This window comes from Polyangium mundeleinium (assembly GCF_028369105.1).
Lineage (GTDB): Bacteria > Myxococcota_A > Polyangia > Polyangiales > Polyangiaceae > Polyangium > Polyangium mundeleinium.
The window spans coordinates 9,769,076-9,786,525 of record NZ_JAQNDO010000001.1; the positions used below are offsets into that span (position 1 = coordinate 9,769,076).

At 69.2% G+C, this 17,450-nt stretch carries 5 protein-coding genes; 2 read left to right on the top strand and 3 right to left on the bottom strand.

Going from position 1 to position 17,450, the window contains the following annotated elements; translation table 11 throughout:
* The first annotated feature begins 243 nt into the window (after positions 1 to 243).
* Together POL67_RS38530 and POL67_RS38535 are read left to right on the top strand one after the other, a co-directional pair.
* Positions 244 to 8,949 carry a non-ribosomal peptide synthetase/type I polyketide synthase gene (locus tag POL67_RS38530; RefSeq protein WP_271925690.1) on the top strand — a complete coding sequence of 2,902 codons (8,706 nt, stop codon included), beginning with the start codon at positions 244 to 246 and terminating at the stop codon, positions 8,947 to 8,949.
* Complete coding sequence (locus POL67_RS38535; protein WP_271925692.1) at positions 8,946 to 9,737, top strand: SDR family NAD(P)-dependent oxidoreductase; 792 nt, start codon at positions 8,946 to 8,948, stop codon at positions 9,735 to 9,737. Before POL67_RS38530 ends, POL67_RS38535 begins: the two co-directional genes overlap by 4 nt.
* Here POL67_RS38535 and POL67_RS38540 read toward each other — a convergent pair.
* The 3 genes from POL67_RS38540 to POL67_RS38550 form a co-directional block, all read right to left on the bottom strand.
* Positions 9,722 to 14,689, bottom strand: a complete 4,968-nt coding sequence (locus tag POL67_RS38540; RefSeq protein ID WP_271925693.1) for an AAA family ATPase — start codon at positions 14,687 to 14,689, stop codon at positions 9,722 to 9,724. The two genes, POL67_RS38535 and POL67_RS38540, sit on opposite strands and share 16 nt — an antisense overlap.
* 156 nt (positions 14,690 to 14,845) lie before the next feature.
* Positions 14,846 to 15,715, bottom strand: coding sequence for an alpha/beta hydrolase family protein (locus POL67_RS38545; protein ID WP_271925694.1), 870 nt, complete (start codon positions 15,713 to 15,715; stop codon positions 14,846 to 14,848).
* Between the two features lie 274 nt (positions 15,716 to 15,989).
* Positions 15,990 to 17,441 (bottom strand): OmpP1/FadL family transporter, encoded by a 1,452-nt coding sequence (locus POL67_RS38550; protein WP_271925695.1) that lies wholly within the window; start codon positions 17,439 to 17,441, stop codon positions 15,990 to 15,992.
* Positions 17,442 to 17,450 lie beyond the last annotated feature (9 nt).

Below are 17,450 nucleotides of genomic sequence, written 5' to 3' on the forward strand. Positions count from 1 at the left end.
ATTGGGCCGTCGCTCCCTGGCATTGTGGCGCCTCGTCGACGAGCCTGTGACTTCCTTTACATCGATGGCCCCATATGTGCAATCGCGCGCTTTCGTAAGGTCATGTTGGGTGTTTCTGGACATCGATAGCTGACGAAATCGGCGTGGAAATCGTGCCGTCCGTCTTGCGGAATTTGTGTACTTGCTGGACAAACAGGATACGCGATAGTTTTTTTTGTGACTGCGGGGGCGGGAGGAGGGCCGATGACCAGCAAGACCTTCGACCCCGTTCTGGGGAGTGGGACTCCCATTCCATCCAGCGAGAAGAACCCCGGCTCGCGCACCGAGACCATCTCGTGCGACGGCTTTGCGGGGGGTGTCGGCGCCGTTTCCCATGAAATGGCGGGTGGGGCCCTGCCGAGCACACGCGAGCCTCGCGCCCCGGCCCGCCCGATCCAGGTGCCGGTGCGGGTCGATTCGAAGGAAAAGCGCGCCCGCGCCACGACCGATCTCCCGGGGCCCGCGGTCACGAAGGTCCCGCGCGGCGGCCTCTTGCCTGCGACGTTCGCGCAGCAGCGCTTGTGGCTCGTCGGGCAGATGTTCCCGGGCACGCCCGTCTACAACGAGCCGATCCTCGTGCAGATGCGCGAGCCCGTGGACGCCGCGGTGCTCGCCCGCGCCTTGACCGAGATCACCCGCCGGCACGAGGCGTGGCGCACCGTCTTCGTGGAGGAAGGCGGCCAGCCGATGCAGCAAATCCTGCCGCCGCGGCCTTTCGCCCTGCCCGTGCTCGATTTGACCATGTTGCCGCCCGAGGAGCGCGAGGCCGAGGCGCGGAGACTCGCCCGCATCGACGCGCGCAAGCCCTTCGACCTCGGCGAAGGCCCGCTCGTGCGCGCCCTCCTTTTGCGCCTCGCCGACGACGACACGCGGCTCTGCGTGACCGCGCATCACATCATCGCCGACGGCGTCTCCTTCTTTGGGGTGTTCCTGCCGGAGCTCCGCGCCCTTTACGCGGCCTTCTCCCGCAAAGAGCCCTCGCCTTTGCGGGAGCCCTCTTTCCATCTCGCGGACTTTGCCGCCTGGCAACGGCGCTGGCTCACCGAGGACGAGCTCGCCCCGAAGCTCGCGTATTGGCGGAAGCAGCTCGCGGGCGTGACGGATCTGGATTTCCCCCTCGATCACCCGCGCCCGACCCGGCCCACGGGAAACGGCGCCCGCTTCAAGGTGGAGCTCTCGGCGGAGCTCACGGCGAAGCTCCGCGAGGTCGGCCATCACGCGGGCGTCACCCTGTTCACGACGCTGCTCGCCGCGTGGAAGACGCTCCTGTTCCGGTACACGCGAAAGGGCGACATCGTGGTCGGCTCGGCCGCGGCGGGGCGCCCGCGCCCTGAATTCGAATCCCTCCTCGGGTATTTCAACAACAACCTCGTCCTGCGCACCCAGCTCGACGGCGCCCTCCCGTTCGAGCAGCTCTTGCCGCGCGTGGGCGAGGCCCTCCGCGGGGCGCGCGAGCACCAGGACGTGCCCTTCGAGCGGCTCCTCGCGTTGCTCGACGGGCCGCGCCCGCTGGAGAGAAACCCCCTGTACGATACCGGCTTCCTGCTCATGCCGCCGCTGCCGCCGGTGACCGAGGCGCCGGCCTGGAGCTCGGGCCGGATCGACATCGGCACCTCGAAGCTCGACCTTTATCTGGAGCTTCATCAGCGCCCGCAGGGCCTCGTCGGCCACATCGAATACCAGACCGACCTCTTCTCCACCGCCACCATCGAGCGCATGGCGGACCATTACCGGACGCTGCTCGAAGGCATTGCCCGGGATCCGGCGCAGCGGCTCTCCGATCTCCCGCTCTCGACCGAGGCCGAGCGGCGACAGTTGATCACGTGGCAGGGGCCGTCCGTGGTGCCCGCCGAGGACGACACGCGCGAAAGCCTGGAGCAAATCTTCGCGGCCCATGCGGCGCGCACCCCCGCGGCGATCGCCCTGGAGCACGGCGACGAGCAGCTCACGTATGCCGAGGTCGACGCGCGCGCAAACCAGCTCGCGCATGCACTGCGCGCGCGCGGCGTCGGCCCGGAGACGCTCGTCGGGCTTTGCTTCGATCGCTCGATCGAGGCCTACATCGCGCTCCTCGGCGTCTTCAAGGCGGGCGGCGCGTACGTCCCCCTCGACCCGGATTCCCCGCGCGAACGCCTCGCGTTCCTCCTGGAAGACGCCAAGGCGCGCCTCGTGCTCACGAATACGAGCCGCGCGGGCGTGCTCCCCGCCGGCGTCTCCACCTTGCGCCTCGACGCGGACGCCTCCGAAATCGCCGCCTTCCCCAGGGAGGCGCCCCCGCCGATGGCAGGGCCGCACCACCTCGCGTACGTCATCTATACGTCCGGCTCCACGGGCCTTCCGAAAGGCGTGCTCGTCGAGCGCCGCGGCCTCGGCGACCTCGCCCGGGCGGAGGCGGCGTATTTCGGCCTCGGCGTGGGCACGCGCGTCTTGCAGCTCTTCCCGCTCACGTTTGATGGATCGGTCGGCGATTACACGCTCACGTGGTCCGCCGGCGCGACGCTCGTGCTCGCGGACAAGGAGAGCACCCTGCCGGGCCCTGCGCTCGCGCGGTTCCTCCGGGAAAAGGACATCCACGCGTTCGAGACGACCCCGTCCGTGCTCGCGGTCCTGCCGCACGAAGAGCTCCCCGCGTTGCAGACGCTCATCACGGCGGGTGAGGCGTTGCCCGAGGAGATCGCGGCGCGGTGGGCGCCCGGGCGGCGCTTGTTCAATGTCTACGGCCCGACGGAAGCCACGGTCGCCGCCGTCGCCGCGCACTACCTCGCCGGCACGGGAAAACCGACCATCGGGCGCCCCTTCCCGCACGTCGCGGTCCACGTCCTCGACGAGCTCGGGCGCCCCGTCCCCGTGGGCGTCCCCGGGGAGCTTTGCATCGGCGGATCCGGGGTGGCGCGCGGGTATTTGAATCGCCCCGACCTCACCGCGGCTGCGTTCGTGGAAGGGGATGGGACGGCGGGAGCGCGGCTGTATCGCACGGGGGATCGGGTGAAATGGCGCCCCGACGGCCACCTCGACTACCTCGGGCGGGTCGACCGGCAGATCAAGCTGCGCGGCTACCGCATCGAGCTCGGCGAGATCGAAGCCACGCTCGGCAATCACCCGGCCGTGAACCTGGCCGCGGTGGAGCTGCGGAAGATGCAGGGCGAGGCCCGCCTCGTCGCGTACGTGCATCCGCGCGGAGGCGTGCACGAGGACCTCGGGCGCGCGCTCGGCAAATACCTCCGCGAGCGCCTGCCGGAGTACATGGTGCCGACGAGCTTCGTGGTCCTCGAATCGATGCCCACGAACCTCAATGGCAAGATCGATCGCGGGCGGCTCCCGGCGCCTGCACCACCTGCGCCGCCTGCGCCGCCTGCCGTGTCGGCTGCCGCGACGCCGGCGTCCCCCGCGGACCTCACGGCCCGCGTCGCGGCCATCTGGCGCGAGGTCCTGGGCGTCGCCGAGATCGATGTCGACGTGCCTTTCTTCGAGGCCGGCGGCCACTCCCTCTCCCTCGCGCGTGTGCAGAGCGCCCTCGCGGCCGAGCTCGGGATCGACATCGACGTCGTGACGTTGATGCGTATGCCGACGATCCGCCTCCTCGCCGGGCACCTCGCCACGTTGCGCGTCGTCACACGTCCCGAGCACGCCACGCCACGCGAGGCCGCCGCCGAGGACCCGGCGCGCGCGCGGGCGCTTGCGATCGTCGGAATGGCGATCCGCGCCCCGGGGGTCCGTGATGTGGACGATCTTTGGGACGTCGTTCAAACCGGACGCGAGACCGTGCGCAGGTTCGATCCCGCGTCCTTGATCGCGGCCGGCGCGGATCCTGCGCGCGTTCGCAAGGCGGAGTTCGTCCCGGTCGAGGGCGTGCTCGAAGATGCGGATCGCTTCGACGCCGCGTTCTTCGGGTACAGCGACGCGGACGCGGCCTTCCTGGACCCGCAACAACGGATCTTCCTCGAATGCGCCCACGAGGCGCTCGAACATGCCTCCTGCGATCCGACACGTTTCTCCGGGCGGATCGGGGTGTTCGGGGGCATGGGCGCGCCCCTGCATTGGCTCGGCCCGGTCGCCGACGTGATCCGCGAGGAGGGCCGCTCGGCGAATGCCTTTCGCGCGCAGACGCTCAACATGCACGATTTCCTGGCCACGCGGGTCGCCTTCAAGCTCGGCCTCCGCGGCCCGGCGCTCACCGTGCAGACGGCGTGCTCGACGTCTCTTTCGGCGGTCCATCTCGCGCGCCAGAGCTTGCTCGCCGGCGACTGCGACGTGGCCCTCGCGGGCGGCGTCTCCTTGGCCTCGCTCCGGGACCAAGATCGCGGATATCTATGGGCCGAGGGCGGCGTGTTCGCCAGCGACGGCCATTGCCGTCCCTTCGACGAGGGGGCGAGCGGCATGGTGCCTTCGAGTGGCGCCGTGATCGTCGTCCTCAAGCGCCTCGCCGACGCGCTCGCCGATGGAGACACGATTCACGCCGTCCTCCTCGCCTCGGCCATGAACAACGACGGCGGGGAAAAACTCGGCTTCACCGCGCCGAGCGAGGACGGCGTCGCGCGGGTCGTCGAGCAGGCCCTGGGCACGGCCGGCATCGATCCACGAACGATCGCGTTCGTCGAGGCCCACGGCACGGGCACGCGCCTCGGGGATCCCACGGAGGTCCACGCGCTCGCCCGGGTCTACCGGCATTCCACGGATCATCGAGAGGTCTGCGCGCTCGGCTCGCTCAAGGCGAACCTGGGGCACCTCGACGCCGCCGCGGGCGGTGCGAGCCTCGTCAAGGCGGCGCTCGCGCTCGAACACGGGGTCATCCCGCCGCTGCCGAACCTCCGGGCGCCGAACCCGCTGCTCGACCTCTCGCACACCCCCTTTTTCCTGCCCGACGCGCCCCGACCGTTTCCGCGGACGAAGGGCCCGCGCCGCGCGGCCGTCAATGCCCTCGGGCTTGGCGGGACGAATGTCCACGTGATCCTGGAAGAGCCGCCAACCGTCGAATTCGCCCCGAGCCGCCGCCCGACGGCGCTCCTTTGCCTCTCCGCGAACACGGAGACCGCGCTCGCGGAGGCCCGGCGCAGGCTCGGCGAGCACCTCGCGCGCCATCCGGACGTAGACCTCGCCGACGTCGCGTTTTCCCTCGCCGTCGGACGAACGCCGCGACGCTTTCGCACGACGATTGCTTGTCATGACAAGGAAGGCGCGAGGCAGCGGCTCGCGGAACGGCAAGCGGACGCCCCGATCGCGGCGTCCCGCGGCGCGCGCCCCGTGGTCTTCCTTTTCCCGGGCCACGGCGCGCAATACCTCGGCATGGCCCGCGCGCTGTACGACGCCGAGCCCGTCTTCCGCGCCACGATCGACACCAGCATCGAGCATCTGTACAGGGACGCGGGCCTCGATCTGAGGCCGCTCCTCCTCGAACGCCTGCCCGAGCACGAGCCCAAGCTCGACGAGATGCGCGCTGTCCAGCCCCTCCTTTTCGTGGTGCAATATGCCCTCGCCGCGCTCCTCCAGGCCTGGGGCGTCCGCCCCGCGGCCATGCTGGGGCATAGCGTCGGCGAATACGTGGCCGCTTGCCTCGCGGGCGTCTTTTCGCTCCGTGATGCGCTCTCGCTCGTCGCGGAGCGCGGGCGCCTCATGGACGAGACGTCCCCGGGCGGCATGCTGACGGTCTTTGGCGACGCCGCTGCGATCGAGCCTTACCTCCCCGCGGACCTCGTCATCGGGACGTACGCGCCCAACGCCGTCGTGCTCTCGGGCTCCACATCCGCCATCGACGCCACGCGCGCGCGGCTCGAAGCGGCCGGATTCGAGACGACGGGCGTCCGTGTCTCACGCGCCTCCCATTCCCCCTGGATGGCGTCCATCCGACAAACCTTCCGAGATGCTGTGGCGGCCGTCAAACGCAAGCCGCCTGCGATTCCGATCGTCTCCAACCTGACCGGGACGTTTTTCACGCCCGAGCAGGCCACGAGCCCCGATTTCTGGGCGGATCACCTCTGCAACGCCGTGCGTTTGACGGAGGGGCTCGGCACCTTGCTCGACATCCCCTCCGCGATGTACCTCGAAGTGGGGCCCGGGGGCACGATGGGCTCGTTCCTCAAGGCGCACCCGCGCGTCGCAGGGCGTGACATCGAGGTCCTGGGCACGCTCCCCGGATATCGCCGGCGCGACGTGCCCGCCCACGCCGAGGTGCTTCGCGCGCTCGGTCGGGCGTGGGAGCTCGGCGTCGATATCGATTGGCAGGCGTTCCACGCCCCGGAGAAACGGCGCCGCATCCCGCTGCCCACCTATCCCTTCGAGGGACGGCGCTTCACGCTGGGCGCCGCGCCGGCCGAGCGCCCCGCGACGCTGGAGGAGCGGGCCCTCGGCATCGCGCGCGGGCTCGACACGCGTGGCATCGACGACGAGCCGGGATTGCGTCCAGCGCTGGAGGCGCTCTGCGCGAGCCTGGTCCTCGATTTCTTCGCCCGGCGCCTCGGCGCCGATCTCGGCCGCGTCTTTCGGCTCGAAGCCCTGCGCGAGCGCGCCGGCATCCTCCCGAAATTCATGCCGATGCTCGATCTGTGCGTGCGTACCCTGGAGCGCGACGGGCTCGCGTCGCGCACCCCGGCCGGGGAGGTTCGTTTCGACGTCACGCAGGCGGGGCGCTCGGCCGCACACGTGGATCGTTTGCAATCCGAGCACGCCCGGTTCGCCGGGCTCGTCCGCCTCATCGAGCATTGCGTTCGAAATTACGACGAGGCCCTGACGGGAGGCACGGAGCCCGTCGGCGTCCTTTACCCCGACGGGACGGATTCGCTCTTCCGCGCCTGCATGCGCGATTGCCCACCCGGCGCCCGCGATGTCTCGATCGAGCTCTGCTGCGAGCTCGTGCAGGAGCTCGTCCAGCGCCGCGGCGACCGCAAGATTCGTATCCTCGAAGTCGGCGCAGGGCATGGCACCCTGACCTGGCCGCTCGTCGCGCGCCTCCAGGGCGCTGACGTCGAATACCACTTCACCGACATCGGCCGCTCCTTCCTGCACCGCGCCGAGGAAGAGGCCCGGCGGCGCGGCATCTCCTGGCTCTCGGCCTTCCCGTTCGACATGAATCGCTCGCCGGAGGAGCAGGGGTTGTCCGGTGGATACGATCTCGTCCTCGGGCTCGACGCGGTGCACGTCGTGCCGGATCTCGCGCCCGTGCTCGAGAACCTGCACCACCTCACCGCGCCGGGCGGGACGCTCCTGCTCGTCGAGTTCACGCGTATGGATCCATGGTGGGAGCTCATCTGGGGCCTCGCGCCGGGGTATTGGACCGTCGCGTCCGCGCGCGGCTCGCTGGCCATGGACCTCGGGCGATGGGAGCATGCGCTGAAGCAGGCGGGATTCCCCCGCGTCGTTAGCGCGCCCGGCGACGCCGGGACACACGATACGGCCGACCACGGCATTTTGATCGCCGAGCGAGACCGCGCCCCCGCGCGCCTCTCCGCGGCGACGCTCGCGACCTCGAACGGCGCAGCGCGACGCGTGCCTGCGCAGGTCGAGGACGACGCCGCAAGGCCCGAGCCCGAGGCCGGGGGAGACGCCGCCGAGACGCTCGTGCAAAGCATCTTCCGGCGTTTGCTTGGCCTCTCCCGTGTCCCCGCCCAAGCGAGCTTCTTCGACCTCGGCGGCGATTCGCTGCTCGCCATCCAGATGCTCGCGGAGATTCGAACGAGGACGGGCCACGACATGAAGGTTCCGCAATTCAACGAGAATCCAACGGTCCACGGGATCGCGCGTTTTCTGTCTTCCCGTGACGACACCTTCGCCGGGGCCGTCCCTGCGGTCCCCGTTGCCCGGAGCGCCACGACAACCCCACCGAGGGCCTCGGCTGCCGGCTTGATCCCGCTCGCGCCCGGCGGGAACAAGCCTCCGTTGTTCCTGGTCCATCCCATCGGCGGCGGCGTCGCTTGTTATGACGCGCTCGCGAGGGAGCTGTCCCCGGACAGACCCGTCTATGGCATTGCGTCGCCAATGCTCCACAATCCCGTCGCCCGCCCCGGCAGCCTCGAGGAGCTGGCCGCGGCCTATGTGGAAGAGCTCCGCAAAGCCGCGCCGAAAGGCCCCTACCTCCTCGGCGGCTGGTCGTTCGGCGGCGTGATCGCCATTGAAATGGCGAGGCTCCTCGCGCAGAGCGGGGAGGAGGTGCGGCTCGTCCTGCTCGACGTGTTCGCCTCGCCCAACGTCGGCCGCGAGCACGGCCGCCGGACCGGCTTCACGCCTCCGCAGCCTCTGGACGGCGACGTCGCCGTTGCCGAGCACCACCTCGCGCTGTGGCAGCGCCATGCGCTCCGGCAGCTCGCCGTCCCGGCGACGCTCTTCATCGCCGAGCAATCGCCGCCGCGCCCCGACGGCGACCTCGACCATACGCTTCGGGGTCTCCGATCCGTGCCGGTGCCCGGCGACCATTTCACGATCCTCGCCGAGGAGAACGTCGCGGGCCTCGCCACGCGCATCGAAGCGGCGCTCTCGAATCCTGCACCCGTCCCGTCCGAGGCCGTGGACGAAGCCTCCGTCCGCGCATTCATGGAAGAGCTGCTCGGCCGAATGCTGGAGCGCGACGGAGGCGCCATCGGGAACCTGTGGGGCGACAGCGAGACGGCCGTGCTCATCCCGGTCGGCGACAGCGTGATCGTGGGATCCGACACCATCCGACGTCATTACAAGCGCGGCAGCGCCTCGCTCCGCGATGCGGGCTTGCGCGTGTACGACGAGCGAGTGCATCTCTTCGCGGGCGGGCGCGCCGCGACCGTGACCGCGCGGTTCGATGCCGAGATGGTGATGGATGCGAATGGCCGACGGACGCTCTACCGGGGCGTGCGCGCGAGCTGGGTCCTCGAAAAGCAGGGCGCCTCGTGGCACCTCGTCCACGTGCATTACTCCATGCCCGTAGGGCCAGCCTACTCGATGGCATGACGAAAGAACCCCGCTCGAACACGGAGAAGGAACGAATGCGATTTGAAGGCAAGGTGGCGCTGGTCACGGGCGGAACGTCCGGATTGGGCCGGGCGACAGCCGAGGCGTTCGCCCGCGAGGGCGCGAAGGTCGTCTTCACCGCGCGCAGCGAGGGCCCCGGGCGCGAGGTCGAGGGCGCGATCCGCGCCGCGGGCGGGGAGGCGACGTTCCTTCCGTGCGACGTGACGGACGAGCGCCAGATCGGCGCGCTCGTCGAGCAGACGGTCAAGACGTACGGGCGGCTCGATTGCGCCTACAACAACGCCTGGGCCGCGCCGAAGATGGCGCCGCTCTCCGAGTTCTCCGCGGAGTTCGAGGCGCATTTCGCTCTCCTGCGTGGCCTCTTCGCCTGCATGAAGCACGAGATCGCCGCGATGCTCACGAGCGGCGGCGGGGTCATCGTCAATGGCTCGTCCGCCGCGGCCAGGGCGGGCGCCGCGTTCCTCGGCCCCTATGGCGCGGCAAAGGCGGGGCTCGAGAGCGCCACCCGCACCGCCGCAGCCGAATACGCCGGGCAGAACATCCGGGTCAATTCGCTCTCGCTCGGCGCCTTTGATACACCGATGTCCCGCGAGACCTACAAGGATGCGCCGCCGGAGGCGCTCGCGGCCTTTACCGCGAGAATCGCGCTCCGGCGCCTGGGCCACGTCGACGAGGCGGCGCAGACCGTTCTTTTCCTCTGCTCCCCGGGCGCCAGTTACATCACCGGCGCGAACCTCGGCGTCGACGGTGGTTATTTCCTGACCTGACGAGCCGCCCTCTGCGCAGCCCCCTTCGCCTGCACGCTGGCCTGCGCCCGCATGCACCGGAGCAGCGCCGCGCGCAGGGTCGAAAGCGTGGCGATCGAGGACAGATCGACCCCCATCGAGACAATCGTCTGCGCGACCTCGGGCCGGATGCCGACCACGATGGCCTGCGCGCCGAGGAGCTGCACCGCGCGGACGATCCGCATGATGTAATCGGCCGTCGCCGTATCCACGGTATCAACGCCCGTCAGATCGATGATCGTGTACTCGCAGGCGGTGCGCGTCACCGCCTCCAGCACCACGCTCATCATCTCCACGGCCCGCTTCTCGTTGACGCTCCCGAGCACGGGCATTGTCAAGATGCCCTCCCATACCTCGATGATCGGCGTGGACAAGCTCCGGATCGCGGCCTGCTGCTCCTCGATGATGCGGAGCTTCTCCCGCAGCGTCGCCTCGGCCTCCTTGCGCTCGGTCACGTCGAAAAGAAAACCGCCGAGCACCTCGGACCCGTCGACCGCCCGCGAGCTGAAGACGTTGTGCAGCCACACGGTGCGCCCATCGGACGCCGTCATCCGGAAATCGAAATCGTCGTCCCCAGTGGCTGCGAAGAAATGCATCAGCGTGTTCTCGCGGTCCTCCGGGTGCACGTACTTCGACAGGAAATCCTGCGCGAGCCAGGCGTCCTGGGGATACCCGAGCATCTTGGCCACCTTCGGGCCGACGTACGTGAACCGCGCCGTCTCCGCGCGGGCCTCCCACGGGACCACGCTCGCCGTCTCCACGAGCCGCGCCAGGCGCTCCTCGCTCTCGCGCAGCGTCCGCTCCGCCTGGGTCCGCTCCGCCGTCTCCCGCGCGAGATCGGCGGCGAGCAGCGCGTTCTCCAGCGAAATCGCCGAGAGGAATTCGAGGAGCGCGAGCCGCCGCGCCGTGAACACCCCGCGCGCCAGGTTGTTTTCGAGGTACAGAATGCCCGCCACCTCTCCGCGCCGGACGATCGGCGCGCAGAGCATCGATTTCGGCGGCGCCTTGGAGAGATAAGGATCGGCCGAGAACATCCCCTGCGCGGCCACGTCGTCGAGCATGAGCTTCTCGCGGGTGCGACGCACGTAATGCGCGAGCGAGAGCGGGAACGACACCGCGGAGGGCACACGCGCCCCCTTGGGGATATCGACGCGCACGCCGTCCTGATCCGAGGTGACGTCCGCGGCGACCCCGAGTGTCCCCGCGGAGGGCAAAAGCAAGCAGGCCCGCTGCGCCCCGGCGTGCTCGATGAGGATGCGCATCAGCGTCGCGAGGAGCTGATCCGGCGTCATGTCGCTCGAAATGGCGGCCGAGGCCTTCGCGGCCGTCAGGGTATCGATCGGCTCGTTGTTCGCGGCGGGCATGGGGCCGCTCTCGCGGCGCGGCTCGGCGAGGAGGTCGGGGTGGAGCGCCTCGAGCTGCCTCACCTTGCCCCGCGCGCCCCATCGCGCATAAAGGACCCGCGCCTCGCGGAAGAAGGCGGCAGGCAAGACGGCAAGGCCCCGGCGAAGCGAGAATCGGCCCGCGAGCTCGCAGGCGAGCGCCTCGATCTGGATGAACCCCGCCGCGCGGGCCTCGCGGATCGCCCGATCGTACTGGGTCGACGCGTCGTGCTCGCGCCCCTCCAAACGCGCAATCTCGGCAGCGACGAGCGCATGCCGGCAGGCGAAGTTGTCCGGGCAACTCGCCGCCCAGCTCCGCAGCGTCGCCTCGCATGCGTCGAGCTGCGCCCGGAACTTCTCCTTGTCGTGCCCTTCCGCGCGCTCGAGGAGCGCCGCGAGCGTGAGCGCCGTATAGAGGCAGCACTCGGCGTCCGAGACCCCGTACACACGGGCCCGGGCGAGCTCCTCGGCGGCCTCGGCCGACGCGAGCGCGCCCTCGTAATCGTGCGCCATGTACCTCGCGATGAGCTGGTACGTGAAGAAAAGCAGGCGGACGAGCGGGATGTTCCTCTCGCGCAGATGCACGGCGAACGCACCCTCATCGAAGCCGTCCCCGGTGAACGAGCCAAAACGTTCGGTATCGCCGGACAGGCACCGGATGAATCGCTGCATCAACTGGATGTTCTCGGCGAGGAAGCCGTAATTCGCGTTGTTCGCGAATTCGAACGCCGGGAGCGTCGCCTCATAGACGGCCTCGAGCTGCTCGCCGAGCGCGAGCTGGATCATCACGTTCTGGATGAGGACGGCGCTCGCGTAGAGGAGCTGCCCCGATTCGCGGGTGAGCTTGAAGGCGTTCCGGAGGTGCTCGAGCGCCTCCCGCATGTGCCTCGACCAGGGCAGGGTCGTCGTGGCAAACCCGGCCAGGGCCGGCGCGTCCTCGCCGAAGCCGGGCCGTCGCCCGAGCTCATACGCGAGCTTGCCGAAACGATACCCCTCGTGAAACTCCCCGAAGGAGGCGCAGAGGAGCGTGCCGAGGAACGAAAGTCCGGACACGGAGCCCGGAATCATGCCGTGCTCGATGCTGAGATGCACCATCCGGGCCGCGGTCATGTCCGCGAAGCCCGTCGCAGCGTACACCGAGGCCGGATACACAGACGAGAGGACCTGCATGGCGGCGACCATGCTCGGATCCGTCATCGCCGGGAGGTCGACGAGCTCCTCGATGGTGCGGCCGCGGAGCGCGGCGCGTATGGCCTCGAGCTCTGCGCGCACGTCGTCCCGGGTCGGGCTCGCGGGCAGGTCCACGCCGAGCACGTGCAGGCACGACAGCGCGATTTCGATCGCGCGTGCATTGTTCACCTGCGCAATCGCGAGCTTGATCTGCAAACGATGGGCGGCCGAGCGCTCGACCCGCGTGCGGGCGCGCTCCACGACAATGGCGCAGAGCCGCTCGGCCTCCTCGAAGCGCGCGAGCATGAACTCGGACTCGGCGAGCTCGAGGGTGAGGCCGTACGTCAGCGTGTATTCGACCTCCCATGGATCGGGCGGGAGCATCGACACGCCCGTGGACAGGTACGCCGCCGCGGATCGCGGCGCGCTCGCGGCCTTCGCCTTCCGCCCGGCCGCGAGATCCAGCTCGGAGATGCGGCGCCGGTCCTCGGCGGAGAGCGCGTGGTTCGCGCCGAGGTTTAGCTGATTGACGATATCGAAGAGCAGGGCGTCGCGCACGGATTCGGGCGTACGCTCGAGCAGGAGCCAGCCGAGGCGCAAATGGAGCCCCGCCCGCTCTTGCTCCTGTATCATCGAATACGCGGCCTGATGCACCCGCGTATGCATGAACTTGTATCCGTCCGGGCGCTGCAGGAGCAGCCCCTCGGTCAGCGCGGATTCGAGCGCGCGGCGGGCCTCCTCGGGCGTCCGCTCGCTCAACGTGCCGAGGAGCGCGACCGAGAATTCGCCGCCAATGCAGGCCGCGAGCTTCAAGAGGTCGCGCGTATCCTGGGGCAAACGCCGGAGCTTGCCGAGGACCAGCTCGACCATGTCGTCGGTGATCTCTTTGGCTTCGAGCTCGGCGATGTTCCACACCCACGCCCACCGGCGCGTGTCGAATCGAATGAGCTGGTCCTGGTGCAGCGCGCCGAGGAGCTGCCCCGCGAAAAATGGATTGCCCCCGGTCTTCGTCCAGAGCAGGGCCGCGAGCGGCTCCGCGTCCTTGCGATCGCAGCCGAAGAGATCGACCACGAGCTCAATCAAATCCGCGCGCTCGAGCGGGCGAATCACCCGCTCGTGGACGGCGACGCCGGCCTTCTGGATCTCGCGCAGCATGGCCTGGGCGGGCTGTGACGCCTCGTCCTCGTCCTCGCGCTCGGTCCCGATGAGAAGCAAGCTCCGGCCCTCGGGGTGCGTCAGAATGTGCTGCAAGAGCTCCAGGCTCGCGAAATCAGCCCATTGCAAGTTGTCGAGCACGAGGACGAGCGGGCGCTCCCGGCACGCGAATGCGGAGACGAACGCCAGGAACGTCTGGTGCAGGCGGGCGCGCGCCTCGGCCGGTGGCAGCGGCGTGACCGGCGGCTGCTTGCCGATCACGAGCTGAATTTGTGGGACGAGCCCGATGATGAGCTGCCCATTGTCGCCGAGGGCCGCCGCGAGCTCCTCGCGCACGGCCGCGAGCTCCGCGTCGGTCGCAGCGATGCTATGCCGGATGAGCCCCTCGAAGGCCTGGCCGAGGGTCGCATACGGGATGTCGCGCCGCTGCTCCTCGAACGTCCCTCGCAAAAAGAGCGCGCGCGCGCTCCCCGCCTCACGCTGGAGCTCGTGCAGAATCGCGGATTTGCCGATGCCCGAGGGGCCTTTGACGATCACCACCTCGCGCATGCCCGTCTCGCGCACGCGCTCGAGGACCTCGTGCAGCGCCGCGAGATCGGCGCGCCGGCCGTACATCCGGCTCGCAGCGCGGAGTTTGTCCCATACGTCCCGCGCGCCGAGGGGGAAGGGCTCGATGTGACCCTGCACCGTGAGCTCGGCGAGGCACCGCTCGAGGTCGTGCGTGAGCCCGCGGGCGCTCTGGTAGCGCTCTTCCGGCGACTTCGCGAGGAGCCGCATCACGATCTCGGAGACGATCGGCGGCGTCTCGGGCGCCACGTCCGCGAGCGGCCTCGGGGCCCGCGCGACGTGACAATGCACCCAGCCGATCGCATCGTCGGCGTGGAATGGCAGCGTCCCGGCGCAAAGCTCGTAGAGCACCACCCCGAGCGAATACAGATCGACGCGATGATCGATCGCGGCTTCGAGCCGCCCCGTCTGCTCGGGCGCGATGTACGGCAGCGCTTCGAGCGGCAGCGTCAACACCATGGCCGCGGTGAGCTCGTATCCCTCGGCGCCGACGAGCTCGACCCCCTCGCCCGCGGGCTCGATCCGCAGCGTTTGCGGGCGGATGTTCTGGTGGATGAGCCCGCTCTGGTGGAGCTTCGCGAGGGCGTCGGCAGCGGCGATCGCGGCCCGAAGCCAGGGCTCGAGGGCAAGGACGGGCTGCGCGGGGTACGGAGGCTGCATGCAGCCTCCGTCGTATCATGATATGCAGGTGAACCGGTAGATCGTACGCATCCGCCCAGGAATTCCCTGAGCCGACGAGCCCTTCGAGACCCAGAATACAGTTCGAAGACACAATAGGAAGAGCGCCGGGGTTTTGACGGAAGCCCTTCAATCCTCCTAGAATGCGCTGAGAATTCGGCCACGGACCTGCGGCCACTTGGGGGACGTGGGTGTAATCACGTCGAAGTGGTCGGCGTTGTGCACTTTCTTCAAGGAGACGTGGTCCCCTGCATCGCGCGCATGTTCGCGGTAGTTCTCGCTCGACGAGAGCGGGATGATGTCGTCGGCGGTCCCGTGGACGAGCACTTGCCGCACCCCGATCGGCACGAGCTCGCTCGGATTGCTCTCTGCATAACGCTCCGGAACGTCCGTGGGCGTGCCGCCGAGGAGCTGATCGGCGAGGGTCCCGCAAGCGCCGCGCGCCACGGGATCGGCGATATCGAGCACGCCGGCGAGGGAGACGACGGCCGAGAGCGGGAGCGGATTGGCGCCGCGGATGGGGCTCGTCGTGGGTAGATTCGGGCGCGCGGCGGCCCATACGCCGAGGTGACCGCCCGCGGAGTGGCCCACGGCCACCACCTCGTCGAGGTCGAGATCGTAGATCGGGGCGAGCGTGCGCAGCTTGTCGATGGCCGCGCCGACATCGAGGAACGTCTCCGGATGTCCCGAATCCGTGCCGCCGTATGTGATGCGGCGGAATTCGACATTCCAGGTGGCGATGCCCCTGCGCGTGAGGTCCTCACCCATGTCGCTCATTTGCTCCAGCCCGAAGATGGTCGTCCAGCACCCGCCGTGGAGGAGCACCGCGACGGGATGCGGGCCGCGCCCCATAGGCACGCGCAGCTCGCCGAACTGGTCCGGCCCGGGGCCATACGAAATGAGCATGGGCTCCGCCACGCAGGAGGCGGCCTGCGCTTCCGCTGTGAGCTCCTCGGACGGATCCCCCGGATCACCCCCGCAACCGACGAGACTCGCGAGCGCAAGCACGAGTCCTCCGACCTGTCCGAGACGAGGAAGAACGTGAGCGACGTGGAGAACGCGACGATGTGAAGGTAGAACGTGCGTCATCGTGAAATCCCAACAGGATTGCTGGGAAGGCGCAAGATCCTGACGCAGAAACCACGACAGGCCCCTCGATGCGGGGAGGGCTGTGATTCTCGCGCTACATATTTGACAAAAGTGCTCGTTTGATCGCAATACCGTCGCGGCGCAGGGGCGGGCCGTCGCGACCACGAGGTCGTGCAGACGCGCGAATTCGAGGTTAAAACCGCGCCTTCGCGTGCCCGCCGAGGTATCCGATCGCCATCGTGTACCTGCCATTTCCAACGTCGCTCCGCGAGGTCGTCACCGTCCTCGGGAGAATTCCCTGCGCGCGCGCGTCGGCGTGCAGATCGAGCCACTGCGTCGCCTTGACGACGGCGCCGAGGCCGCCCACGAGCCGGTGCCCGTCGGGTGAGCCCACGTCAATGGTCTCGTCGGGCGAGGCCGGCGATTGATACCCGATCGTCGCCGACATCGTGAAGTGCCGCGAGAGCGCAAAACGCCCATTGGCTTCGACCCACACCGTATCGTTCCACTTCCGGGGCAGGATCGCCCGCACCGAGGGACCGATCCCGAGCTTCGGCTGCGCAAGCGAGGGCGAGCGGGTCGTCACGACGAACGCGTCCACGTCCGAATACGTCACGTACTGGACGAACCCGTCGACGCGGAAGGCCCGGGTCGCTTGGTACGACGCGCCTGCCGTGAGCCGCTTCGGGAGCCGGAATGCGAGCTCGGCATCCCCTTGGACGAGGGGCGGATACCTGAGCCCCTGCGCGGCGAGGTCCTGCGTGAAGAACGGATCGTTCATGTCGAGCGCGAAGCGCCCCCGGTACCGCATCTGCGCGCCGTGTTGATAGGCGAGCGCGAGGCGGACGTCCTCGGAAGGCTGATACAAAAGGCCCACGTTGAACGAGATCCCGTGGCTCAGGGCGTTCGTGATCGAGATCGGCCGCGAGAGGACGTCGAGCTCGCGCACGTGGCTCGGCGCGTTCGGGCCGAACTCGTTTGGCTGGCCAATCGGCGGATCCGAGAACGCTCGCTGGAACTCGGGGAGCTCCGCGAAGTCTTGCTTCTTGGAGAGGCTCGCGAGCCCGCCGACGTACGAGACGCCCGCGCCGACCGAGAGGCTTGGCAGGACGCGCAGGGCCGCGCTCGCCGTCACGTAAGACGCCACGATGAACGCCTGCCGGAGCTGCCACGCCTGCGGGCCGTTCGCCGGGAAATCGAGCGCCGCCGCATAAGGCACGTACGCGCCGAGCCCGAGCACGAGCCGACGCTGGGCCAGGGGCCATGCGAAAAACAGATCCCCCGTCGGCGCGAGCGGCGTCGCGACCACTTCCCTAGAAAAGCCCTGTTTTCCTGGGTCCGTCTCGCCTGCCGCCATGGGCCCTCGCAATCGCAGGCTGTCGGGCGTCTGGTACGTCCCCCGCCGATCGCGGCGATACCCGACGCGCCCTGCGACGAGGCCCGCGCCGCCGAAGAGCTCGGGGCGATCGAGATCGGCGAGCGCCGCGGGGTTCCAGTGAATGGCCGCGCCATCGGAGATCGTCGGCCCGGATTGCCCACTCCCCACGAGGGGCGCGTCGAGCCCGGACGCGCTCGCGCCTCGCGCCACGAGGAGCGCGCCGAAAAGGAGGGGCAAGGACACGATATGCAGCGGACGACGTGACATGGTGCTCTC